Here is a 23,681-nt window from a genome sequence, read left to right as displayed (position 1 = left end):
TCAAGCCTACTCGGCGGGCGCTGGGAGACCCCGCTCCGGTCGCGGGATGACGACCGCGACGGCCGTGACCGCGATCCCCTCGCCCCGCCCGGGGAACCCGAGACCGTCCGTCGTCGTGGCCGTGACCGTCACCGGGGCGCCCCCGAGCGCCGCCGACAGCGCCGCCTCGGCCTCCCCGCGGCGCCCGCTGAATCGCGGACGGTTGCCCTGGAACTGGACGGACACGTTGCCGATCGCGAACCCCGCCTCCGCCAGGAGCTCCCCGGTGCGGGAGAGGAAGACGTCCGCGTGAGCCCCCGCGTACTCCGGATGGGCCGTGCCGAAGTGCTGCCCGATATCGCCGAGCCCTGCAGCCCCGAGCAGCGCGTCGACGATGGCGTGGGCGACGGCGTCGCCGTCGGAGTGCCCGGAGAGCGCGGGCTCCCCCGGCCATTCCAGCCCCGCCAGCCACAGCGCCCCGTGGCCGCCGAAGGCATGCACGTCCGTGCCGATCCCCACGCGGGGAGCGTCGACCACGACCGCCGACGGCCGCGCCGCCGCGGAGGGGGCCCCCGGAGTCGTCGCCACGAGGAGGCGCGCGCGCTCGAGGTCGGCGGGGGTGGTGATCTTGAACGAACGCTCCGAGCCGGGCACCAGCCGCACCGCGTTCCCGGCTGCGGCGAAGAGCGCGGCGTCATCCGTGTACTCGGCGCCCTGGGCTGTCGCCTCCGCGTACGCCGCTTCCAGCAAATGGCGCGGGAAACCCTGCGGCGTCTGCGCGGCCGCGAGCTCCGCGCGATCCACGGCGCCGACGACGAGGCCGTCGGCCACCCGCTTGAGCGTGTCGACCACGGGCAGGCTCGGCACCGCTCCGGCGTCGCCGACCACGGCCGCCGCCACGGCATCGATGACGGCGGGCGGCGTGAGGGCGCGTGCCGCATCGTGAACGAGGACCGTCGTGATGTCCCCCCACAGGGCGGCGAGCCCCGCGGCGACCGACTCCTGCCGCGTCGCTCCTCCCGTGACCACGCGGCCCAGGTCGGCGCGATCGCCGGCGGCCGCCAGCAGCTCCGTCTGCGCGTCACCTTCGTAGCCCGACGGGGCGACCACCACGACCTGCATCGGGGCCGCCGCGAAGACACCGTCGAGGGCGTGCCGCAGGATCGTGCGCCCGTCGATGCCGACGAAGGCCTTGGGTGCCCCCGCCTCGAGACGGGTGCCGGAGCCGGCGGCGACGACGATGATCGCGGTGTGCGGGACGGGGAGGATGCTCACAGCTTCACGTTACCCGCGGGAACGACGAAAGGCGGGTGCCGCAGCACCCGCCTTTCGTGGAGGACGTCTCAGGACGCGAGGACCTCGTCGAGCAGTGCGCCCGCCTTGTCCTCATCGATCTTCTCGGCCAGCGCCAGCTCGGAGATGAGGATCTGCCGGGCCTTGGCCAGCATCCGCTTCTCACCCGCGGACAGGCCGCGGTCCTGGTCACGGCGCCAGAGGTCGCGCACGACCTCGCTCACCTTGATGACATCGCCGGACGCGAGCTTCTCCAGGTTCGCCTTGTATCGGCGCGACCAGTTGGTGGGCTCCTCCGTGAACGGCGCGCGCAGCACCTCGAACACGTGGTCGAGGCCCTCCTTGCCGATCACGTCGCGAACGCCGACGAGGTCGACGTTCTCAGCCGGGACCTCGATGATGAGATCACCCTGCGTGACGTTGAGCTTCAGGTACTTCTTCGCCTCGCCCTTGATGATGCGCTCCTTGACCTCGATGATGGTCGCAGCGCCATGGTGCGGATAGACGACGGTCTCGCCAACCTCAAAAAGCATAAAAACATGTCCTTTCGGCAACCTCAAGGATACCACAGGGGATATGCGCTAAGGTTCGCGCTCCCTGTTCCCTGCGCGCTCCGGACTTACCCATAGAATGGGGAGGGATATCCCGTCGGACCTCAGGAGGACCCGTGAAATCGCGCCTTGTCGCGTCTGCCGCCATCAGCGCCCTCGTTCTGCTCGGCGCGACCGGGTGCACGTTCATCACCCCTCAGGCGACGAAGACCGAATACGCCGCCTCCGACGGCGTGAACGTCTCCGATCAGGACGGCCCCATCGCCGTGCGCAACGCCCTGATCATCGCGAACGAGGACGGCTCGGTCGGCAACTTCGTCGGCGCTGTGGTCAACCCGTCGCAGGACCGCGCCACCCTCACGGTCTCGCTGGAGGGCGGCGACCCCTTCCAGATCACCGTGCCTGCCGGCGGAAGGATCAGCTTCGGCGCCGACGAGGAGCCCGTGGAGATCACCGGCCTCGACACGATGCCCGGCGCGACCGTCGCGATGCACTTCCAGTCCGGCGACTCCGCCGGTGTGACGACCGAGATCCCGGTCCTCGACGGCACGCTGCCGTACTACTCGGACCTCGCTCCGCAGGACTGAGTCCGCAGACAAACAGAAGAGGCCGGCACCCGCGGGTGCCGGCCTCTTCTGTCTGTCGTCAGCCCTCGAAGCGATATCCCAGGCCGCGGACGGTCACGAGCATCACCGGCTCGCTGGGGTTCTCCTCGATCCGCGAGCGGATGCGCTTGATGTGGACGTCGAGCGTCTTGGTGTCGCCGAAGTAGTCGCTCCCCCAGACGCGGTCGATGAGCTGGCCGCGCGTGAGCACCCGACCGGAGTTGCGCATCAGCACCTCCAGAAGCTCGAACTCCTTCAGCGGCATGTTGATCTGCTCGCCGGCGACCGACACCGTGTGCCGATCGATGTCGAGCGAGACGCGCCCGCCCTCCAGCACCCGTTCGTCCAACTCGCCCTCGGCCTGCACGACGCGTCGCAGCACCGCCCGCATCCGGGCGAGGAGCTCCCGCGACGAGTAGGGCTTGGTGATGTAGTCGTCGGCGCCGAGCTCGAGCCCGACCACGATGTCGACCTCGGAGTCCTTGGCGGTCAGCATGATGATCGGCACGGCGGACGTCGAGCGGATCTGACGGCACACCTCGGTCCCCGGCATCCCCGGCAGCATGAGATCGAGCAGCACGATGTCGGCGCCGCGCTCCCGGAACGCCGTCAGCGCACCGGGACCGTCCTCGGCGATCTCGACCTCGTAGCCCTCGCGGCGCAGCAGGTACGCGAGGGGGTCGGCGAGGTCGGGCTCGTCTTCGACGAGAAGGATGCGGGTCATGCGGTCTCTCCGTTTCGGACGCGCGTCGCCCCGGTCGCGGGGGCGCCCTTGCGTGCGCGCTTCTTCTTGCTCTTCTTGCCCTGCCCGCTGTTCGCGGGGGCGTCGATGCGAGGCAGGCGGATGGTGAACGTCGATCCTCGGCCGGGGCGCGACCACAGCCGCACCTCTCCCCCGTGCCGCTGAGTGGCGTGCTTGACGATGGACAGCCCGAGGCCGGTGCCGCCGGTGCGCCGCGAGCGGGCTTCGTCGGCACGGTAGAACCGCTCGAAGATGCGCTCGCGATCGGCCTCGACGATCCCGATGCCCTGGTCGGACACGGCGATCTCCACGACGTCGTCGTCGGCCTTCACCCCGACGCCCACCCGGGAGCCGCGGGGCGAGTAGACGATCGCGTTGGCGATGAGGTTGCCGACGGCCTCGATGAGGATCTGCGCGTCGCCGCGGACCCACACGCCGCGGTCGCCGCCGCGGGCGAGTTCGACGCCGGCCGAGTCCGCCTGCACGACATGGGCCTCGATCGAGGAGGCGATGACCTCGTCGATCGAGACGGGCGCGACCTCGGTCAGCCCGTCCTCCGCCTGCAGCCGCGACAGGCTCATGATGCGCCCGGTGAGCTGGCCGAGCCGGCCGGCCTCCGCCGAGATCCGGGAGGCGAACGCGCGGACCTGAGCGGGATCGTCGGCGGCGGACTCGATGGCCTCGGCGAGCAGGCTCACCGCGCCGACGGGCGTCTTCAGCTCGTGGCTCGTGTTGGCCACGAAGTCGCGGCGCATCTGATCGAGGCGCTCCTGCTCAGTCACGTCCCGGATGATGAGGAGCACGAGGCGCGTGCCGATCGCGCTCGCCCTGGCCGACACGAGTCGGGGGTCGAGACTCAGACCGCCGCGGGTGATCCGCATCGAGGCGGTCGCCGTCTCCCCCGTCGAGCGCACACCGCGCACGAGCTGCCGGAGCTCCGGATTGTCGAGCGTCGACCCGACCTCGATCCCGAAACGCGCCGCGGCCTTGGAGGTGGCCAGCACGAGCCCCGAGACGTCCACGACGCACGCGGCATCGTCCATGCTGCGCAGCACGTCGGTGATCCCGGTCGGGATGACCATCGAGGTCTCCTCCTCCGCCCGCGCTCGGGCGCGGTACGCCCAGACCACGAGGAGCGAGAGGCCCACGCCGATCGCCAACCCGATGGCGAGGGAGGACAGCGCGAGCTGCGGCAGGGTCATGACTCCAGCGTAGAGCGCGTTCACCGTCGATCCGGCGGGTTTCCGCGCCATCACGGGGAGCGGAGACGTACTATTCACTCGCTGGGCACCGTTCGTTAACCTTCGGAGCAGACAATCGCTTCAGGCCTGCGCGCGCGCAGTCCTCCCCCATGCGGACGCCCCGCCGCCCCGCGCTGGACCGTCAGCCGGGATCCGAACGAAAGGTTGCGCCCACCATGCGCGAAGTCTTCCACCAGTCCCTCGAGGACCTGCAGTCCCGCCTCGTCGAGATCGCCGAGCTCGTGACGGTCTCCATCGACAAGGCCACCCGCGCCTTCGCCACGAGCGACGTCGCGCTGGCCGAGGAGGTCATCGCCGACGACGCCAAGATCGACGAGCTCGCGGTCGCGCTGGACGAGCAGGCCATCGAGATCCTCGCCCGGCAGCAGCCGGTCGCGCGCGACCTCCGCATCGTCGTCACGGCGCTCCGCGTCAGCGCATCCCTGGAGCGGATGGGCGACATGTCCGAGCACATCGCCCAGCTCGCGCGGCTGCGGTTCCCGGAGCGCGCGATCCCGAAGGGCCTCAAGGGCACCTTCGTGAAGATGGGCGAGCTGGACGTGGAGATCTCCCGCACGCTCGCCGAGCTCCTTCGCACGCAGGACCTCAAGTTCGCGGACGCCATCCGCAACGCGGATGACGACGTCGACGAGCTGCACGCCAGCGTCTTCGAGAAGGTGCTCAGCGACAACTGGAAGGGCGAGGCCGTCGCCACGGTCGACGCGACGCTCGCCAGCCGGTACCACGAGCGGTTCGCGGACCACGCGGTCGCCGTCGCCAAGAAGGTCGTCTACCTCGCGACGGGCGACTGGCACGTCGAGGAGGAGGACATCGCCCTCGCGGTGGAGCAGCAGGAGCAGCTCGGTCACGCCTGACCCGAAACCCCGCCTTACCGTCGAGACCCCCTGCTGCAGGCGACTGCAGCAGGGGGTCTCGACGTGAAACCAGGGTCTCGGTTACTTCTTGCCCTGGGCGGCCACGGCCGCGGCACCGGCGGCGGCGGCCTCCGGGTCGAGGTAGCGGCCGGGACCGGTCGGCGCGTTGTTCTCGTCGAGTTCGTACACGAGCGGGATGCCGGTCGGAATGTTCAGGCCGGCGATGTCGTCGTCGCTGATCCCCTCGAGGTGCTTGACGAGGCCGCGCAGCGAGTTGCCGTGTGCCGTCACGAGCACGGTCTTGCCGGCTTCGAGGTCGGGGACGATCTCCGCGTCCCAGTACGGCAGGAGGCGGTCGATGACGAGCTTGAGCGATTCCGTGCGCGGCACCTCGCCGTCGATGCCCTCGTACCGGGCGTCGCCCACCTGGCTGAACTCGCTCGCGTCGTCCAGCGGGGGCGGCGGGACGTCGAACGAGCGGCGCCACAGCTGGAACTGCTCCGGGCCGAACTCCTCGAGGGTCTGTGCCTTGTCCTTGCCCTGCAGAGCGCCGTAGTGACGCTCGTTGAGGCGCCACGACCGCTTCACCGGGATCCACAGCCGGTCCGCCGCATCCAGCGCGATGTCGGCGGTCTGGATGGCCCGGCTCAGCAGCGACGTGTGCAGCACGTCGGGCAGGATGCCGGACTCGGCGAGCAGCTCACCGCCGCGACGGGCCTCGCCCTTGCCCTGCTCGGTCAGGCGGACGTCCACCCAGCCGGTGAAGAGGTTCAGTTCGTTCCACTCGCTCTGGCCGTGGCGGAGCAGGATCAGGGTGCGCTTCGCAGTCATGTCGCCAGTTTATCCGGGGGCGCGGAGCGGGCGCAGCGGCGGAGGAGGGAGGATGGACGCATGGCGTCATCTCCCCTCGGTCGGCCGACCCGCGGCACGACCGGGACGAACCGGCTGCGTCGGAACGACCGGTGGATCGCCGCCTCCCCCGCCTTCCGTCGCGCCGCGGACCCGCTCGTCGTCGACCTCGGGTTCGGGGCGAGCGGGGTGACCGCGTTCGAGCTGGCCGCACGACTGCGACGAGTGCGGCCGGACGCGGAGGTGCGCGGTCTGGAACTCGATCCGGAGCGGGTGTCCACCGCAGAGCAGCAGCTCGGCGAGGTCCGAGCCGGCCGGACTCCATTCCCCGCCGACCTCCGCGTCTCCTTCGCCCGCGGCGGATTCGAGGTGCCGCTCCCTGACGGCCGGCGCCCCGCCGTCATCCGGGCGATGAACGTCCTGCGGCAGTACGACGAAGCCGAGGTCGCGGGCGCCTGGCGGACGATGGCGCACCGCCTCTCGCCGGAAGGACTGCTGGTGGAGGGGACCTGCGACGAGATCGGGCGCGTCGCGAGCTGGGTGGATGTCGATCCCGTCGGCGCTCCCCTCCGTTTCTCCATCTCCCTTCGCCTCCGCGGACTCGAGGTCCCGAGCATCGTCGCGGAGCGGCTGCCCAAGGCCCTCATCCATCGCAACGTCCCCGGCGAGCGCATCCACGCACTGCTCGTCGACCTGGACCGGGAGTGGGAGCGCGCCGCTCCCCTGTCGACCTTCGGAGCCACGCAGCGTTTCCTCGCCGCGGTGGCCGCCCTGCGCGCGCAGGGCTGGCCCGTGCAGGGCGGACGGAGCCGCTGGCGACTGGGAGAGCTCACCCTGCCGTGGGAGGCGGTGGCACCGGTCTGACCGGCGCCCGTCAGCTCAGACTCCGGCGTCGCGGGGATCCGGCGCTGTGGGACGGCGGGACAGCCGCGTCAGTCGCGGCACATCCGCGGTGGCGCCGGCGTCCGCGGGCACGATGATCTGCTGGGACGCGGCGATGTCGATCCCCTCGGCGCGGACGACGAGGTCGCCGACGGGGGCACGGCGGGACAGGAGGGCGAGGGCGATCGGCCCGTCCTCGTGATGCCGCGCGGAGGAGGTGATGTGCCCGACCTCGTCATCACCCGCGAACACCGGAGCACCGGGTTCCGGAAGCACGGCGTCGCTGCCGTCGAGCTGGAGCAGGGCGAGACGCCGCGGCGGATGCCCGAGGTTGTGCACCTTCGCGACCGTCTCCTGGCCGCGGTAGCAGCCCTTGTTCAAGTGCACAGCACTGCGGAGCCAGTCCGACTCGTGCGGCAACGACCGCTCGTCGACCTCGGCCGCCCAGCGCGGACGCCAGGCGGCGATCCGCAGGGCCTCGGCGGCGAGCAGCCCGGCGACGTCCTCGCGGTCGAGGTCCGCGGCGAGTGCGCGCGCCGCCGTCTCGGGCACGATGCCGATCCGCCAGGCGAGGTCCGCCCCCGGGTGGGAGGGCACCGCGGCGTACTGGTGGCCGCCCACGCTGATGCGCTGCCAGGGGTCGACCCACACCCGCACACCGTCGAGGCCGCGCACGCGGACGGCAGCGGAGCCGCCATCGACGAATCCGAGCAGCGCGAGGTCGGGGCGCAGCTCGACGGTGGCCTGGGTGCGGAACTTCATCCGTGTCAGCCACGTCGCGAGCCCCTCGGCGTCGCCGGCGTCCGCGAGGAGCCAGGTCGAGATGCCGTCGTCGAGGACGCCGGCCGCGTGCTCCACCCGCCCCTGCGGGTCGAGCACGAGGAGCTCGGTGCTCTCCCCTGCGCGCAAGCCGCTCACCGCCTGGGACGTGATGGAGTCGAGCCACGGGAGGCGTTCGGGGCCGGACACCTCGATGACCGTCCGGTCGTCGAGGGGCGCGATGGCCGTTCCGGTTGCGAGACGCCGCTGCTCGCGGAAGGGGTCGCCGAAGTGGGCGATCCCGCGCTCACCCGTGATCGCTCCGGGGACGCCGTCGAAGACGCTGCTGCTCACGGTGTGCTCCGTTCAGACGCGGGCGAGACGCGCCGAGGCGTGCGCCCGCAGAGGTGTGCCGAGGGCCGCGATGTCCCACGCCCACAGCAGGTGCCCGTCGACGAGCCCGTACATCCGCGAGGCGGAGGCGTAGTCCTTGGCACCGGCGCCGCGCACGATGGCGTCGGACGAGAGGTCGACACGAGGACCGTTGATCTCACCGACGTAGTACTCGAGCATGCCGTCCGAGCGGGCCAGCGACACCTCGAGTGGGAAGGCGCCGTTGGGCGATCGCAGCGTCTCGACGTCGTCGACGGTGCGGGTCACGGGCGTCGCCGTCGGCGGGAGCAGGGCAGGACCCGCATCGGTCGCCGCAGCCGGTCGCGCCAGTCGCCAGAACCCGGACTCGGCGGTCAGCGGGACGGCGGGTGCGGCATCGTCGCCGACGAACGTCGCGGTCGCCGCGTAGTTGAGGAACGGTCCGCCGTCGTGGCTGAAGCTCACGCGATGGGTGAACTCCCCCTGCAGCCGCTCCTCCCCGACGGGGTAGTCGATCACCCCGGAGCCCTCCCACACGCCGATCAACCACGCCAGCGGGGCGAGGTCGGCGGGGAGGTCTGTGGGGAGCTCGATCACGATGTCGTCAGCGCTGGCCGCGGAAGAGGTTGCGCAGCACCACGGCCGAGACGAACACGATCGCGAGGCTCGCCAGGCCCAGCAGGCCGATGAAGAAGATTTCGAGCGCCATGATGTCCATGACCTCCACCTTACCCCCGGCGATCCGGCTCAGGCAGGGATGAGGGCGGCCAGGCCGAAGCCGACGGAGATGATCCCCATCAGCAGCAGGGAGCCCGTCACGCTGCTCGCGACGCGGAAGATGAAGCCCTGTGTGCGGCCGTACCAGAGCTGCACCGCGAAGGAGAGGAGCACGACCGCACCGAAGCCCACGAGCATCCAGGGGATCCGCCACTCCTCCGGAGCGAAGATCCCGATGAGGATGCTGCCGACGAACGCGGTCGCCCAGACCGCGATCACGCCGGTGAAGGCGTTGCGGGGCGCGAGAGCCGGTTCTGACATGTCACCATTCTTGCGCATCGGCGGCCGCTATCATGGCGGCACGGCGTCGATCCCCCCGCCGGTGAGGAGTGCGCGTGGCCCTGGTGCTGGTTCTGACCAATGCTCCGCTCTCGGAGCAGGTGCTGCCCGCCCTCGAGCTGCTGAGTCATCGCACGCGGCAGATCCCCGCCGAGCCGGCCCAGCTCATCAACGCCCCGGAGTACGACATCGTGATCGTCGACGGCCGTCACGACCTCGTCGGGGCGAAGTCGCTGTGCCGTCTGCTGCGGGCGACCGGGCAGGATGCGCCGCTCCTGCTCGTCGTGACCGAGGGCGGCATGAGCGCGCTGTCGGGCGAGTGGGGCATCGACGATGTGCTGCTGTCCACCGCCGGCCCCGCCGAGATCGACGCCCGCGTGCGCCTCGCGCTCGCCCGACGGGACGAGGTCGCGGAGCCGGCGCGCGTGCAGGCCTCCGGGGTCACGATCGACGAGCAGTCGTACTCGGCGAAGCTGCACGGACGACCGCTCGACCTCACCTACAAGGAGTTCCAGCTCCTGCACTTCCTCGCGACCCATCCCTCGCGGGTGTTCACCCGTGAGCAGCTGCTGAGCGAGGTGTGGGGGTATGACTACTTCGGCGGTACCAGGACCGTCGACGTGCACGTGCGGCGGCTGCGCGCCAAGCTCGGCGATCAGGAGCAGATCATCGGCACGGTGCGCAACGTCGGTTACCGCTTCAACGTCTACGAGGACGACAGCCTGGTCGGCTCGCGCTGACCGCTGTTCACACGTCCGACACCTGCCGGTGCTTAGATGTACCCCATGATCGATCCCGCACTCGCCGACGCCGGCCTCGGTGACGCCGAAGACGACGACTTCGACGACGCCGTCGAGGCGCCGGACTCGCAGCTCCCCGACCACCGCTATCTGGACCGCGAGCTGAGCTGGCTCGCGTTCAACCAGCGCGTGCTGGAGCTCGCGGAGGATCCGTCGCTGCCGGAGCTGGAGCGGGCGAACTTCCTGGCGATCTTCGCCAGCAACCTCGACGAGTTCTTCATGGTGCGTGTCGCCGGACTCAAGCGGCGCATCATGACCGGTCTCGCCGTGCCGACCAACATCGGGCGCTCCCCCGTCGACGCCCTCGCCGACATCTCGCGGGAGGCCCACGCGCTCCAGCTCCGCCACGCGGACGCGTGGACGACGCTCGTCCGTCCCGCTCTCGCCGACTCCGGCATCGAGATCACCGAGTGGTCCGATCTCACCGACGACGAGCGCCGGGCGCTGTCGGACTACTTCGGGGCGCAGGTCTTCCCGGTGCTGATGCCGCTCGCGGTCGACCCGGCGCACCCGTTCCCGTACATCTCCGGCCTCTCCCTGAACCTCGCCATCCGCATCCGCAACGCGCGGACCGGCCGGCAGGAGTTCGCGCGACTCAAGGTGCCGCCCATGCTGCCGCGCTTCGTCGAGGTGCCGGGCGGCGGCGAGATCAAGCGCTTCCTGCGGCTGGAGGAACTCATCGCCAACCACCTCGGCGACCTCTTCCCCGGCATGGAGGTGCTCGACCACCACGCGTTCCGCCTCACCCGCAACGAGGACGTGGAGATCGAGGAGGACGAGAGCGAGAACCTGATCCAGGCGCTCGAGGCCGAGCTGCTGCGTCGTCGGTTCGGTCCGCCCATCCGGCTCGAGATCACCGACGACATGGACGATGTCACCATGGACCTGCTGGTCCGGGAACTCGACATCACCGACCTCGAGGTCTATCGCCTGCCTGGACCGCTCGACCTGCGCGGACTGTTCGACCTGTCGCGGATCGACCGTCCGGACCTGCGGTACCCGCCGCACCTGCCCACCACCGCCGTCGCCTTCCAGCCCGCGGGGTCGAGCAACCGAGCCGACATCTTCAAGGCGATCCGCAAGTCCGACGTCCTCGTGCACCACCCGTACGAGTCCTTCACCACGAGCGTGCAGGCGTTCCTCGAGCAGGCCGCCCGCGACCCGCACGTGCTCGCCATCAAGCAGACGCTGTACCGGACCTCCGGAGACAGCCCCGTCGTGCAGGCCCTCATCGACGCGGCCGAGGCCGGCAAGCAGGTGCTCGCGCTCGTCGAGGTGAAAGCCCGCTTCGACGAGGCCAACAACATCGTGTGGGCGCGCAAGCTGGAGAAGGCCGGCGTGCACGTGGTGTACGGCCTGGTCGGCCTCAAGACGCACTGCAAGCTCGCCCTCGTGATCCGCGAGGAGGACGGCAAGCTCCAGCACTACTCGCACGTCGGCACCGGCAACTACAACCCGAAGACCAGCCGCATCTACGAGGACTTCGGGCTGTTCACCGCCGACGCCCAGGTCGGCAAGGATCTCACGCGGCTGTTCAACGAGCTCAGCGGCTACGCGATCGAGAAGAAGTTCAAGCGTCTGCTCGTCGCCCCGCTCCACCTCCGCAAGGGCCTCGTCCGGCTGATCGACGCGGAACGCCGGATCGCCGAGTCGGGAAAGCCCGCGCACATCCGCATCAAGGTCAACTCGATGGTCGACGAGGAGATCATCGACGCGCTGTACCGCGCCAGTGCCGCCGGGGTGAAGGTCGACGTGTGGGTGCGCGGCATCTGCAGCCTGCGGACCGATCTCGACGGGATCAGCGACAACATCACGGTCCGCAGCATCCTCGGCCGCTACCTCGAGCACTCCCGCATCTTCACGTTCGAGAACGACGGCGACCCGCAGGTGTACATCGGCAGTGCCGACATGATGCACCGCAACCTCGACCGTCGCGTCGAGGCCCTGGTGCGGGTCACCGACCCCGCGCACCTCAAGGAGCTGACCGCCTTCTTCGACCTGGCGATGGACGACCAGACCTCGTCGTGGCATCTCGGCCGCGACGGAGTGTGGGAGCGCCACGCCGTGGATGCCGATGGCAAGCCGCTCGTCGACCTGCAGGATAAGACCATGGGGATGATCCAGCGACGTCGTCGGGCGCGGGCGGTTCGATGACGGCGCGGCAGGTCCAGCTCCCGGCGTCCGCGGCGGACACGAAGTGGGCGGACAAGGCCGTGTACGCGGCCGGGGCCGTCGTGTGGCGTCTGGTCGACGGCAAGCTGCGCATCCTGCTCATCCACCGCACCAAGTACCGCGACGTCACCCTCCCGAAGGGCAAGGTCGACCCGGGCGAGATGCTCGCGGAGACCGCCGTGCGCGAGGTGCACGAGGAGACCGGCATCCGGGTGGCACTCGGCGTCCCCGTCGGGATCAGCCGCTATCACCTCGCGTCCCGCAAGCAGAAGGTCGTCCACTACTGGGCGGCCGAGGCCACGGATGCCGCGATCCGCGCCTCGACGTTCGTGCCGAACCGCGAGATCGCCGCCCTCGAGTGGGTCAGCGTGAAGAAGGCGCGTGCCGCGCTGAGCTACCCGGTGGACCTCGAGATCCTCGATGCGTTCGCGGCGCTGGTGGACGACGGCGTGCTGCGGACCTTCCCGGTGATCGCCCTCCGGCACGCGAAGGCCCTGCCCCGGTCGGAGTGGGACAAGGCGGACGCGGCCCGGCCGCTCACCGACCGCGGGAAGCGGCAGGCCAAGGCCATCGTCGGACCGCTCCGCGCTTTCGGCGTGCGCAAGATCGTCACCAGCGACGCGGTGCGCTGCGTGCAGACCGTCACCCCGCTCGCCAAGGCCCTGGACCGCAAGCCGGTCCTCACCGAGAAGATCAGCCAGGACGCATGGGAGGACGGCGTCGCCGACCTCCGTTCCGTCGTCGGTCGCCGCATCCGTGCCGGCAAGCCCGCGGTGCTCTGCAGTCACGGCCCCGTGCTCCCCGCGCTCCTCTCGGAGATCGCCCTCGCGACCGGCACCGTGCACGGCTCCTACGTCAGCAGCGCCGCCGATCTGGAGACCGGCGCGTTCTCCGTGGTGCATGTCTCGGCGACGAACCCCGGCTCCGGCATCATCTCGATCGAGACCCACGCGCCGAAGGTCTGACCCCTCCCTCGTTCGAGTCGCTCACGTGGCTGCATCCGGGCCGGGGATGGCGCACAGTGGGCGATTCGAACGGAGGAGGCGCCCCTGGGACCCGCACAACGACGGGGATCGGCCCCAGAGAGTCGCTGGCCGTTCACCTGCCGTTCACCTGCGCGGGAGAGTCTCGTTAACCGTCGCCCCTAGCGTCACTGTGTGCCCTGCACCGGGCCCCACCCCTCCAAGATCGAAGGATCCACAGTGAAGATCTCCCGAATCGCACGAATCGGCGCCATCGGCGCCGTCGCCGCTCTCGCCCTCGCCGGCTGTGCCGCGAACGAAGGCGGAACCGGCGGCTCCAGCGAAGAGCCCTCGGAGTCCACGCTCTCCGGCACGATCGACGCGACCGGCGCGTCCTCGCAGACCGCAGCCCAGGAGGCCTGGGTCGCCGCATTCCAGACGGCCAACCCCGACGTGACGGTCAACTACGAGCCCACCGGCTCCGGCACCGGCCGCGAGAACTTCCTCGAGGGCGGCAGCAACTTCATCGGCTCCGACCGCGCGTTCAACGACGAGGAGATCGCCGCCGGCGGCTTCGGCGCCTGCACCACCGACGACATCGTCGAGGTCCCCCTCTACATCTCCCCCGTCGCGGTCGCCTTCAACCTCGAGGGCATCGACACGCTGAACCTCGACGCCGCCACGATCGCGGGCATCTTCGCCGGCACGATCACCAACTGGAACGACGAGGCCATCGCGGCCCTCAACGACGGCGTCGAGCTGCCCGACCTGGCCATCTCGCCGGTGCACCGCTCCGACCCTTCCGGCACGCAGGAGACCTTCGCCAAGTACCTCAGCGCGACGGCCCCCGACGTCTGGACCTACGAGGTCTCGGACGAGTGGCCGATCCAGGGCGGCGAGGCTGCTCAGGGCACCTCGGGTGTCAAGCAGGCTCTCACCGCCGGCAACGGCGCCATCGGCTTCCTCGACGCCTCGCAGGCGGACGGCCTCGGCCAGGTCGCCGTGGGCGTCGGCGAGGACTTCGTCGCCTACTCGGCCGAGGCCGCCGCGAAGCTCGTCGAGGGCTCGCCGCTCGCCGAGGGCCGTGGCGAGGGTGACCTCGTCTTCGACGTCGACCCGGCCGCTGCCGCGGACGGCGCCTACCCGATCGCCCTGGTCAGCTACCTCATCGGCTGCGAGCAGTACGAGGACAGCAACGTCGCGGAGCTCGTGAAGGAGTACTTCACGTACGTCGCGAGCGCCGAGGGCCAGGATGCCGCCGCGGAGAACGCCGGCAGCGCCCCGATCTCGGACGGCCTGCGCGAGCAGGTCCAGGCCGCGATCGACCTGATCCAGGTCGGCTGATCCTGCCGATCCACTGACGACGGTGCCCCCGCGTCCCCGAGCGGGCGCGGGGGCTCCGCCAGGTCAGCACCCGATCCATCTCCACCCGGCCCGAGACAGGGAGATCATGAGCACGACCGCGCAGGAGCCGACAACGGCACCGGCACCGACCCCGGCGCCGCCCACACCGATCAAGGCCAAGCAGCGCCTCGGCGACCGGGTCTTCTCCGGCACCGCGCTGGCGGCCGGCATCATCATCCTGGTCGTGCTGGCGCTCGTCGCCGCCTTCCTCGTCATCCAGAGCCTGCCGGCCTTCCAGCTCGACACCACCGACAACCACATCCTCCGGGGCGAGTCGTTCTGGGTGTACGTGTGGCCCCTCGTCTTCGGCACGCTCTGGGCGTCGTTCATCGCCCTCCTGATCGCCGCGCCCATCGCGATCGGCATCGCCCTCTTCATCTCGCACTACGCGCACCGCCGACTCGCCGCCTTCCTCGGCTACATCATCGACCTGCTCGCCGCGGTGCCCTCCGTGGTCTTCGGCCTCTGGGGCGGCCTCGTGCTCGCGCCCATGCTGCAGCCGATCTACGTCTGGCTCAACGAGAACGCGTCGTGGGTGCCGTTCTTCGGTGGTCAGGTCTCCGCGACCGGGAAGACCATCCTCACCGCCGCCCTCGTGCTCGCCGTGATGTGCATCCCGATCATGACCGCCATCTGCCGCGAGGTCTTCCTGCAGACCCCGAAGCTCCATGAGGAGGCGGCCCTCGCCCTCGGCTCCACCCGCTGGGAGATGGTCCGCATGGCCGTCCTCCCCTTCGCCCGCGGCGGCATGGTGTCGGCCGCGATGCTGGCCCTCGGCCGCGCACTCGGCGAGACCATGGCCGTGACGATGGTGCTCTCCCCCTCCGCGGTGGTCAGCTTCCTCGTGCTCACCGCCACCAACCCCACGCCGATCCCCGCCAACATCGCGCTCGCCTTCCCGGAGGCGCACGGCACCGGCGTGAACACGCTGATCGCGACCGGCCTCATCCTCTTCGTCGTGACCTTCGCAGTCAATGCGGTGGCGCGCTGGATCGTCGCCCGCCGCGCCGAGTTCTCGGGAGCGAACTGACATGACCGCCCTCACCAGCGCTCCGCCCTCCGCGAGCACCACCGCCCTCACCTCCGGCCGTCTTCCGAAGTGGGCGCCGTGGGCCCTTCTCGGCGTCTCCTTCGTCGTGTCCGCCGCGGTCTTCGGCGTCGCCGCCGCCGGGTCCGACACCCCGCTCGCCGACTTCAACATCGCGGGCACCGTCATCGTCGGCATCCTGCTCTACATGGTGATCATCACCGTGATCTCCTCCATCGCGGAGAGCCGCCGGAAGGCCGTGGACCGCCTGATGACGGCCCTCGTCGCCACCGCCTTCCTCATCGCCCTGCTGCCGCTGATCTCGCTGCTGTGGACCGTGGTGGCGAACGGCATCGAGCGCTTCGACGCCGAGTTCTTCTCCTACTCGATGCGCAACGTCGTCGGCGACGGCGGCGGCATCGTGCACGCGATCTGGGGCACCGTCCTCATCACGCTCACGGCCACGATCATCTCGGTGCCGGTCGGCCTGATGACCTCGATCTACCTCGTCGAGTACGGCCGCGGCAAGATCGCCAAGGCCATCACGTTCTTCGTCGACGTGATGACGGGCATCCCCTCGATCGTCGCCGGTCTGTTCATCTACGCGGTGTTCGCGCTCCTGATCCGCCCCGGCATCTCGATGGGCTTCATGGGCGCGCTCGCGCTCGCGGTGCTGATGACCCCGGTGGTGGTGCGAGGCAGCGAGGAGCTGCTGCGGATCGTTCCGAACGAGCTGCGCGAGGCCTCCTATGCCCTGGGCGTGCCGAAGTGGCTCACGATCCTCAAGGTCGTGCTGCCCACCTCGATCGCCGGCATCATGACCTCCGTGATGCTCGCCATCTCCCGCGTGATCGGCGAGACCGCCCCGCTGCTGCTCACCGCCGGCTTCACGCAGAGCCTGAACACGAACATCTTCGACGGCCAGATGATGACCCTCCCGGTGTTCGCCTACAACCAGTACATGAACCAGGGCACGAGCCCGGACGCCGCCGTCGCGCGCGCCTGGGCCGCCGCCCTCACCCTCATCCTCATCGTCATGGTGCTGAACCTGCTCGCGCGCCTGATCGCGAAGCTGTTCGCCCCGAAGGTCAACGGCCGCTGAGCGCCCGACCACTCAGAATAGGAATCCACGTGTCCAAGAGCATCGAAGTCAACGACCTCAACGTCTACTACGGCAACTTCCTCGCGGTCGAAGGCGTCTCCCTCGACATCCAGCCGCGCAGCGTCACGGCTTTCATCGGCCCGTCCGGCTGCGGCAAGTCCACCTTCCTCCGCACCCTCAACCGCATGCACGAGGTCATCCCCGGCGCCCGTGTGGAGGGCGAAGTGCTCCTGGACGGCAAGGACCTCTACGGTGCCGGTGTCGACCCCGTGCTCGTGCGTCGCCAGGTCGGCATGGTGTTCCAGCGCCCGAACCCGTTCCCGACGATGTCGATCAAGGAGAACGTGCTCGCGGGTGTGAAGCTCAACAACAAGCGCATGTCGAAGAGCGAGCAGGACGACCTCGTCGAGAAGTCCCTCACCGGCGCGAACCTGTGGAACGAGGTAAAGGACCGCCTCGACCGTCCCGGCTCCGGACTCTCGGGCGGCCAGCAGCAGCGTCTGTGCATCGCCCGCGCGATCGCCGTCTCCCCCGAGGTGCTGCTGATGGATGAGCCGTGCTCGGCGCTCGACCCCATCTCGACCTACGCGATCGAGGAGCTGATCGGCGAGCTGAAGAACGAGTTCACGATCGTGATCGTCACGCACAACATGCAGCAGGCGTCCCGAGTCTCCGACAAGACGGCATTCTTCAACATCGCCGGCACCGGGAAGCCCGGCAAGCTCATCGAGTACGACGACACCACGAGCATCTTCACCACTCCGTCCGTGCAGGCCACCGAGGACTACGTCTCCGGCCGCTTCGGCTGACCCGCACTCTTTCGACCTTCGGGCCCGGACGCCTCGCGTCCGGGCCCGAACCTGCCCCCCGCCCGACCCCGGGCCTGTCCCCGGGCGCAACTTCGGAGATGCCGCGCGACACGCCGTCGCCCGGGCTCCGGCCACGGCGTGTCTCCTTCGATCTCCGAAGCTCTGCCCGGGTCGTGACTCCTGCACAGATCGCGAGTCGGGAGGACCGTCCACAGGCGGTGGGCTACCGAGGCGAGTCGCGGCCGGGGAGGCCGAGACGGCGCGAATGATGGCGGGATGTGCACGGGGCGAGGGACGCAGGTGTGGACGTATGCCGCGCTCCGCTCACGACACGGACGACGGGGAATCGAGCGTCGGGTGCGCGGCGGCACCCTCCTCCGGGTGCGGCGCGGGGTCTACGCAACGGACCGCGCCTGCGTGGAGGTCGTGACCGCCGCCGCCCACGGCGGGGTCCTCGGCTGCGAGTCCGCAGCGCGGCATCTCGGGCTCTGGGTGCTCGACGAGCCGGCCCTGCACGTCTGGATGCACCACGACCGCCACCAGCATCCGCACGAGGACTGCCGGTGCGTGACGCACTGGGATGCTGCGACGTCGAGCAGTGCCTTCGAGCAGCCGGGGGTGCCCCTCGTGCTCCGGCAGATCTACGGTTGCCGAGGGCCGGAGGCGTTCTTCGTCGCCGTGGAGTCCGCCCGCCGGCTCGGACTCATCGACAAGGCCGGGCTGCGCCGGCTCGGTGACCGGCTCGGAGCCGAGGGACGCGACCTCATCGCGTTCTCGTGTGCCGACGCCGACAGCGGGCTGGAGTCTCTGGTGCGGCTGCGGATCCGGCGGTATGGATGGCGCGTGCGGACGCAGGTCGGCGTGGTCGGAACGGGCCGGGTGGACCTCCTCATCGACGGCTGGCTCATCATCGAGACCGACGGACGCGCCAACCACGAGGAGAGCTCGCTCCGGCACCGCGATCTGGTCCGCGATGCGACCGCTGCCGGCTGGGGTCACCCCACGCTCCGCTTCGACTACGCGCTGGTCCTCCATGACTGGCCCCTCGTCGAGCGCGCCATCCTCGAGACCATGCGTCGCCGCCCCTGACCCCGGCTCAGCATCTTGCCGCCCTGTGCCGTGCACAGCTTCGGAGATCATCGAGGACACGCCGGTCTCGGGCGGTGAGTGTCGGCGTGTCGTCCGGCGTCTCCGAAGTCGTGTCCGGGGAGCGGGAGGACCTCAGTCGCGCGGGGAGAGGAGGTAGGTGTTGAGGTCGTCCGTGAGGGCGGTGTCCACGGGAACCGGCGTGCCGTCGATCGCGGTGATGGCGGTCGCGAGACGCACACTCGACACGAGCCACGCGGCATCGGCCTGCGTCAGATCGGCGGCGGGGATGCGGTCGTACCCGACTTCGAAGCCCCGCGCGAGGAGGTGGTCATAGACGCTGAGCTGCGTGGTCCCGTGCAGGATGCCGCCGTTCGGGGCCGGGGTCGTGAACCGGTCGCCGAAGCGCAGGATGAGGGAGGCCGTCGGAGCCTCCAGCACGAAGCCGTCGCTCGACAGGAAGATCGCGTCGTCGGCTCCGCGGCGCTTGGCCTCGCGCAGGGCCGCCATGTTCACGGCATAGGACAGCGTCTTGGCGCCGAGCAGCAGCCAGGGGGCGCGTTCCGCGGCGCCGAGGTCGTATCCGCGGTCCAGGGTGACGACCTTGACGCCGTTCCGCCGCACCGCCGCGAAGTCCGCCGCCGGAGCCGCCGTCACCCAGGCGGTCGGCGTCGGCCCGTGCTCGACGCCCCGGCTGAGGATCAGCTTGATGACCGACTCCCCCGTGCCGAGCTGTGCTGCGGCCTGCTGGATCGCCTGACGCCACTGCTCCTGGTTCGGCACCGGGAGGTCGCAGAGTCGCGCCGAGTGCGCAAGGCGTTCCAGATGCGGGACGACCTCCTGCGCATGTTCGTCGATCACGCCGATGGACTCGAACACGCCATCGCCCCGTTGCGTGCTCAGCTCGCCGACGCTGAGGGCGGGGGCCGCGGCGTCCACCTGCGTGAACGTGTCGGCGTAGTCGTCACGCTGCTCGTCGGCGGCGACGGGATCGATCATGAGGGCGAAGCGACGGGTCATGTGACGAGCCTAGGCCGCCGGGAATACCCACCGCGTCCTCGCGTTACACTGGAGTGGCCGGGCCGCATAACCCCGGGCTCCAATTTTCGCCGCTGCGAGCGGCCTTCCGCCGAGAGGCGTTCTTGCGGCCCGGTCTTTCTCTGTTCGGATGCCGTCCCGACAGAGCCGAACTCAGGCCAGCGCTCCGGTGCGCCACAGAGCCGCCGACGCCGCGAGGTCCTGGGCATAGCTGCTCAGCCGCAGCGCCCGCGTGGTGAGCTCGCTGGCGCGGGCGGGCTCCGTCGGCTCGTAGTCGTCGGCGGTGTGCGTCGCGCCGGAGGCCTGGACGCGGCAGAACGCCGCCGCGCGCTCCAGCGCCACGGCGAAGTCGCCGCGGAAGGCGCCGCGCAGGATCGTGTCGATGAGCGCCACGAGCTCGTCCGGGCTCGCCGGCACCGGCGCCCCGGCGACCACGGCATCGGCCGACGGCAGTTCGACCCGCCCGCGGTCGTAGAGGAGGGCCGCCGTGCGCGGATCGCCGTGGATGGCGAGCTGGAGGACGTACAGCCGCCACAGCGACCCCGGGAGGGTGCGCGACGGTGCCTTCGACCACAGTTCCGCGATCTCGTCGATGCCGTGCTCGCTCGTGAAGGCGATCAGCCGTTCGACGCTCGCCCCGCTCTCGTCCTCGCGGACGCGGGTCAGCAGCGCGGAGGCGGTGGCGTGCGCGACGCGCGTCTCCTCGGCGGGGTCATGGGCGCCGACGATGTTGTCGAAGGCGCTCGTCGGTCGACGCACGGGACGGTGGTGCTGCTCGGGCATCCCTCCAGGGTACGCCGGACCGGGGCCTCTCAGGCCGTCGGGATGACGATCACCGGGTCGGTCGTGGGCAGTCCGGACGGCGATCCGCCCTCCTGCTCGACCGTCACCGCGATGGCATCGCCGGCCTGCATCTCGCCCTCGAGGAGCGCGGTGGCCTCCCCACCGTCGACATCGAACACGCCGGCGGCGATCGGGTCCTCTCCGCGCACGAACCACAGCTCGTACGTCTTCCCGTCCGCGACCTCGGGCAGCCCATCCGTGACCAGCACGGCCTTGCCGACCGAGCCCGACCAGTGCGCGGTGGCCGTCGCACCGTCGTCGAGCTCCACCGTGGCCTTCTGCGCATCGCCCGCGGATTCGATCTCCTGCAGCGCGACGACGCTCTCCGGCCGGTTCAGCTGATCGTTGAGGGCGACGGCACCGATACCGACACCCACCAGGAGCGCGAGACATGCGGCGAGCGCGAACGCGAGCCGGGTCCAGCGTCGGGGCGTGCGGGGCGCCGTCTCATCGGCGGGAATCGAACTCGCCGCCGCCGGGACCTCCGGGTCGGCCTCGGGGTCCGTGGCATCATCCTGCGGAGTCTGGGCGATCTGGGCGAGCAGGGCCGCGCGGATGCCGGCGGGCGGAGCGACCGGAGCCATGCCGTCAGCGAGGAGAGCAGCAGCCTCGGCGTCGGCGTCGTGCTGCGCCGCCCACTCCGGATGCTCGGCGAGGGCGCGTCGGTACCGACGCTCGTCGTCCGCCGACAGCGCGTGGAGCGCGGCACCTGCCGCGAGTTCTGCGAAGTCCTTCTCGTTCATGCCGTCACCCCCATCGCCGTGCGGAGCCGGGTCAGCCCGTCTCTCATCCGTGTCTTGATCGTGCCGAGCGGTGCTCCCACGAGCGCCGCGATCTCGTTCTGACTGTAACCGCCGTAGTAGGCGAGGACGAGCGCCTCCCGCTGCGCCTCGGGAAGCCCCGTCAGCGCTGCGACGACCCGCTCTCCCTCGATCCCCAGTTCGACCCGTTCCGCCACGCTGTCGTGCGCGACGCCGAGGTCTCGATAGCCCGCACGCACGTCCCGGTCCGCACTCGACTGCGAAGCCCGCACCCGATCCACGGCCCGGCGATGCGCGATCGTCATCACCCAGGTTCGTCCCTGTCCCTTGTTCGGAGCGAACCGGGAAGCGGATTGCCAGATCTCGAGGAACACCTCCTGCAGCACCTCCTCGCTCTGCGCGCGGTTCACGAGCACGCGGAGGATGAGGCCGAACACACGGGAGGAGAGGGAGTCGTACAGCGCGGCGAAGGCAGCCTGATCACCGGAGGCGACGCGGACGAGGAGGTCGGCGACAGCATCCTGCGGCGCCGCCCCGTCCTCGGGGACGTCCATCCCATCGATGACCATCTCCATAAGCATGCCGTATCTCCTCCCTCTTCCCGTGCAGACGTCACCCGAATGTGAACGAATACACCTCGACGCCGGTGGGGACCTCGAGCGTGAACGTGCCCTTCTCGATGTCGCCCTCCTCGAGCAGGCCGTACGAACGCGGCGTTCCGTCGATCCGGATCGCCTGCTCGTTCCCGTCGGAGTCCGTGACCACGACCTCACCCGACCCCGCGACGACCATGCGCACCTCGGCCGCGCGGTACTGCAGCCGGATCCGGCCGTCGTCTCCGGTCGGCGTCACGTACTGGGTGTCCACGGTCCAGTCCCCGTCCAGCGCGAAGCTGTCGTCGGGCTGGTCATCGGGGAAGGTGAAGCTGCCGTCGCCGCGGCGGTACTCGTCGCCACCGCCGTAGTTGACGTCCTTCGAGGAGCCGAGGAAGGTCTCCCGGGTCGTGGCCCCCACCTCGGGGGTCTCGTCCTTCACGTCCGTGGCGGCGGGAAGCTCGACGTCGGGGTCGGCGTCCTGCAGCAGCTCCCTGATCATCTTCTCGGTCGCGGCGTAGTTGCCCTCACCGAAGGAGATGTGGCGCACGGTGCCCTCCGCGTCGATGAGGTAGTGCGCGGGCCAGTACCGATTGCGGTAGTTGGTCCAGGTGGAGAGCGTGTTGTCGAGCGCGACGGGGTACTCGATGCCGAAGTCGCGTGCGCCGGCGGCGACGTTCCCCGGATCCTTCTCGAACGCGTACTCGGGCGAGTGGACGCCGATCACCTGCAGCCCGGCGTCCCGGTAGGTCTCATCCCAGGCCACGACGTGCGGGATGGAGCGCTGGCAGTTGATGCAGGAGTACGCCCAGAAGTCGATGAGGACGACCTGCCCGCGCAGATCCTTCAGATCGATGGCCTCTCCGTCCGGGGTGTTGAGCCACTGCTGGATCCCCTTGATGGACGGCGCCGTGCCGCAGGACTCCAGCTCCGTCGCGCCGTTCGTGCACTGGTCGAGGTCCTTGTTCTCCTCGTTGACGAGGCCGCCGAGGTCGAGGGCGTCCTGCACCTGCTCGGAGTCGGCGATCTGCTCCTGCAGCGGTGCGGTGTAGTCCGGGAGCAGCCGCTGCAGCGCCTGCGGCACGTTGAAGACGAGACCCACGGCGAGGGCGATCATCGCCACCCCGGCGGCGATCCGGAGCACCCGTTCCTTCGTGCGGAAGGCCCGGATGCGCTCGATGACGCTGCGACCGGCGAGCGCGAAGACCAACAGGGGCACGGCGACGCCGATCGCGAAGGAGACGGTGAGCAGCACGGTGCCGACGCCGATCTGCCCGGTGGAGCCCGCGACGATGATGGCCGCGAGGACAGGGCCCGCGCACGGGACGAAGACCGCCCCGAGGGCGAGACCGACGCCGAACCCGTTACCGCGGTTCTTCACCTCTCGCTGCCCGAAGCGCTGGAACGGCCGCTCGAGGATGTGCTGGAACCGCGGCACGATGAGTCCCACCCCGATGATGACCAGCACCGCGATGCCGACCCAGCGGATGATGTCCTGCGGCAGGTTCAGCAGGCCGAGGAGAAGCGATCCGGCGAGCGTCACGAGCGTGAAGCTGAGCACGAGCCCCGCGATGACCAAGTAGGGGCGGCTGCGTTTCGCCGGCACCGCCTCCCCCTCGTACGACGCCGACTGGGCGCCGCCGGTGAGGAAGATCACCGGGAGCACGGGCAGGATGCACGGCGAGATGCCGGTGATGAGCCCGCCGAGCAGGCCGATGATGATCAGGTCCATGAGGTCCTCGTCTCTGTCGGGTGCTGTTCGCGCCGACCCCCCGCAACGGATTGGATCGGATCCGATTTCGGAGAATCTCGAAATTCCTCCCATCCGATCCGCGGAGGCTTCCGAACAGCCCTCGACGCCACGGAGAGGCCGTGGCCGG

General features: G+C 70.1%; 24 protein-coding genes. 11 read left to right on the top strand and 13 right to left on the bottom strand.

The genetic code is table 11. From position 1 onward, the window contains the following. Positions 1-6: 6 nt before the first annotated feature. Together ispD and AB0310_RS15585 are read right to left on the bottom strand one after the other, a co-directional pair. Positions 7-1,254 carry a 2-C-methyl-D-erythritol 4-phosphate cytidylyltransferase gene (gene ispD / locus AB0310_RS15590; protein ID WP_366237593.1) on the bottom strand — a complete coding sequence of 416 codons (1,248 nt, stop codon included), beginning with the start codon at positions 1,252-1,254 and terminating at the stop codon, positions 7-9. 68 nt (positions 1,255-1,322) lie between these two features. Beyond that, on the bottom strand, positions 1,323-1,805 hold the full coding sequence (locus AB0310_RS15585) for a CarD family transcriptional regulator (protein ID WP_045255828.1): 483 nt from the start codon (positions 1,803-1,805) through the stop codon (positions 1,323-1,325). A gap of 134 nt (positions 1,806-1,939) precedes the next feature. Here AB0310_RS15585 and AB0310_RS15580 point away from each other — a divergent pair, with 134 nt between their 5' ends. Further along, complete coding sequence (locus tag AB0310_RS15580) at positions 1,940-2,410, top strand: DNA modification methylase (protein WP_187662084.1); 471 nt, start codon at positions 1,940-1,942, stop codon at positions 2,408-2,410. A gap of 58 nt (positions 2,411-2,468) precedes the next feature. On the opposite strand, the gene AB0310_RS15575 is transcribed toward AB0310_RS15580, so the two are convergent. Both AB0310_RS15575 and AB0310_RS15570 read right to left on the bottom strand, forming a co-directional pair. Next, on the bottom strand, positions 2,469-3,152 hold the full coding sequence (locus AB0310_RS15575; RefSeq protein WP_071328841.1) for a response regulator: 684 nt from the start codon (positions 3,150-3,152) through the stop codon (positions 2,469-2,471). Continuing rightward, complete coding sequence (locus AB0310_RS15570; protein WP_268776745.1) at positions 3,149-4,372, bottom strand: sensor histidine kinase; 1,224 nt, start codon at positions 4,370-4,372, stop codon at positions 3,149-3,151. The genes AB0310_RS15575 and AB0310_RS15570 overlap by 4 nt, the downstream gene beginning before the upstream one ends. A gap of 215 nt (positions 4,373-4,587) precedes the next feature. Between AB0310_RS15570 and phoU the strand changes: the two genes are divergently transcribed. Then, the gene (phoU, locus tag AB0310_RS15565; RefSeq protein ID WP_187662086.1) at positions 4,588-5,286 is read left to right on the top strand and encodes a phosphate signaling complex protein PhoU; all 699 of its coding nucleotides are present in this window, start codon (positions 4,588-4,590) and stop codon (positions 5,284-5,286) included. 81 nt (positions 5,287-5,367) lie between these two features. On the opposite strand, the gene AB0310_RS15560 is transcribed toward phoU, so the two are convergent. Further along, on the bottom strand, positions 5,368-6,117 hold the full coding sequence (locus AB0310_RS15560) for a phosphoglyceromutase (RefSeq protein WP_101848551.1): 750 nt from the start codon (positions 6,115-6,117) through the stop codon (positions 5,368-5,370). A 60-nt stretch (positions 6,118-6,177) separates the two neighbouring features. On the opposite strand from AB0310_RS15560, the gene AB0310_RS15555 reads away from it, so the two are divergent. Then, positions 6,178-6,999, top strand: coding sequence for a class I SAM-dependent methyltransferase (locus tag AB0310_RS15555; protein WP_259951406.1), 822 nt, complete (start codon positions 6,178-6,180; stop codon positions 6,997-6,999). 15 nt (positions 7,000-7,014) lie between these two features. Here AB0310_RS15555 and ygfZ read toward each other — a convergent pair whose 3' ends face one another. The 3 genes from ygfZ to AB0310_RS15540 all read right to left on the bottom strand — a co-directional run bounded on the left by ygfZ (position 7,015) and on the right by AB0310_RS15540 (position 9,186). Further along, a complete protein-coding gene (gene ygfZ, locus AB0310_RS15550; protein WP_366237592.1) occupies positions 7,015-8,130 on the bottom strand; it encodes a CAF17-like 4Fe-4S cluster assembly/insertion protein YgfZ in 1,116 nt (371 codons plus the stop codon). Positions 8,131-8,142: 12 nt separating this feature from the next. Further along, a complete protein-coding gene (locus tag AB0310_RS15545; RefSeq protein WP_259951404.1) occupies positions 8,143-8,745 on the bottom strand; it encodes a nitrobindin family protein in 603 nt (200 codons plus the stop codon). Between the two features lie 150 nt (positions 8,746-8,895). Continuing rightward, complete coding sequence (locus AB0310_RS15540) at positions 8,896-9,186, bottom strand: hypothetical protein (protein ID WP_366237591.1); 291 nt, start codon at positions 9,184-9,186, stop codon at positions 8,896-8,898. A gap of 74 nt (positions 9,187-9,260) precedes the next feature. On the opposite strand from AB0310_RS15540, the gene AB0310_RS15535 reads away from it, so the two are divergent. The 8 genes from AB0310_RS15535 to AB0310_RS15500 all read left to right on the top strand — a co-directional run bounded on the left by AB0310_RS15535 (position 9,261) and on the right by AB0310_RS15500 (position 18,569). Continuing rightward, on the top strand, positions 9,261-9,944 hold the full coding sequence (locus AB0310_RS15535; RefSeq protein ID WP_060923071.1) for a winged helix-turn-helix transcriptional regulator: 684 nt from the start codon (positions 9,261-9,263) through the stop codon (positions 9,942-9,944). A gap of 45 nt (positions 9,945-9,989) precedes the next feature. Continuing rightward, on the top strand, positions 9,990-12,158 hold the full coding sequence (locus tag AB0310_RS15530) for an RNA degradosome polyphosphate kinase (RefSeq protein ID WP_187662091.1): 2,169 nt from the start codon (positions 9,990-9,992) through the stop codon (positions 12,156-12,158). Next, the gene (locus AB0310_RS15525) at positions 12,155-13,141 is read left to right on the top strand and encodes an NUDIX hydrolase (protein ID WP_366237590.1); all 987 of its coding nucleotides are present in this window, start codon (positions 12,155-12,157) and stop codon (positions 13,139-13,141) included. The genes AB0310_RS15530 and AB0310_RS15525 overlap by 4 nt, the downstream gene beginning before the upstream one ends. Positions 13,142-13,378: 237 nt before the next feature. Beyond that, a complete protein-coding gene (locus AB0310_RS15520; RefSeq protein ID WP_187662093.1) occupies positions 13,379-14,482 on the top strand; it encodes a phosphate ABC transporter substrate-binding protein PstS in 1,104 nt (367 codons plus the stop codon). A gap of 106 nt (positions 14,483-14,588) precedes the next feature. After that, positions 14,589-15,572, top strand: a complete 984-nt coding sequence (gene pstC / locus AB0310_RS15515) for a phosphate ABC transporter permease subunit PstC (protein WP_187662094.1) — start codon at positions 14,589-14,591, stop codon at positions 15,570-15,572. A gap of 1 nt (position 15,573) precedes the next feature. Continuing rightward, complete coding sequence (pstA, locus tag AB0310_RS15510) at positions 15,574-16,671, top strand: phosphate ABC transporter permease PstA (RefSeq protein WP_268776741.1); 1,098 nt, start codon at positions 15,574-15,576, stop codon at positions 16,669-16,671. Positions 16,672-16,700: 29 nt separating this feature from the next. Beyond that, entirely contained in the window at positions 16,701-17,480 is a 780-nt protein-coding gene (gene pstB / locus AB0310_RS15505) for a phosphate ABC transporter ATP-binding protein PstB (protein ID WP_025104291.1), read from the top strand. A gap of 276 nt (positions 17,481-17,756) precedes the next feature. Further along, the gene (locus tag AB0310_RS15500) at positions 17,757-18,569 is read left to right on the top strand and encodes a hypothetical protein (protein WP_366237589.1); all 813 of its coding nucleotides are present in this window, start codon (positions 17,757-17,759) and stop codon (positions 18,567-18,569) included. Positions 18,570-18,701: 132 nt separating this feature from the next. Here AB0310_RS15500 and AB0310_RS15495 read toward each other — a convergent pair whose 3' ends face one another. From AB0310_RS15495 to AB0310_RS15475, 5 genes are all read right to left on the bottom strand, one after another. Continuing rightward, entirely contained in the window at positions 18,702-19,586 is an 885-nt protein-coding gene (locus AB0310_RS15495; RefSeq protein ID WP_366237588.1) for an aminodeoxychorismate lyase, read from the bottom strand. 171 nt (positions 19,587-19,757) lie between these two features. Further along, complete coding sequence (locus tag AB0310_RS15490; protein WP_060923078.1) at positions 19,758-20,387, bottom strand: hypothetical protein; 630 nt, start codon at positions 20,385-20,387, stop codon at positions 19,758-19,760. A 29-nt stretch (positions 20,388-20,416) separates the two neighbouring features. Further along, positions 20,417-21,190: an anti-sigma factor gene (locus AB0310_RS15485; protein WP_187662097.1), complete on the bottom strand. Its 774-nt coding sequence runs from the start codon at positions 21,188-21,190 to the stop codon at positions 20,417-20,419. After that, positions 21,187-21,789, bottom strand: a complete 603-nt coding sequence (gene sigK, locus AB0310_RS15480) for an ECF RNA polymerase sigma factor SigK (protein WP_187662098.1) — start codon at positions 21,787-21,789, stop codon at positions 21,187-21,189. Before sigK ends, AB0310_RS15485 begins: the two co-directional genes overlap by 4 nt. Before the next feature lie 31 nt (positions 21,790-21,820). Then, positions 21,821-23,533: a cytochrome c biogenesis protein DipZ gene (locus AB0310_RS15475; protein ID WP_292794909.1), complete on the bottom strand. Its 1,713-nt coding sequence runs from the start codon at positions 23,531-23,533 to the stop codon at positions 21,821-21,823. Between the last annotated feature and the right edge of the window lie 148 nt (positions 23,534-23,681).

It is taken from the genome of Microbacterium meiriae (assembly GCF_040702565.1).
Classification (GTDB): Bacteria; Actinomycetota; Actinomycetes; order Actinomycetales; family Microbacteriaceae; genus Microbacterium; species Microbacterium meiriae.
The sequence above is the reverse complement of the archived record's forward strand: the minus strand, read 5'-3'. Positions and strand labels throughout refer to the sequence as shown.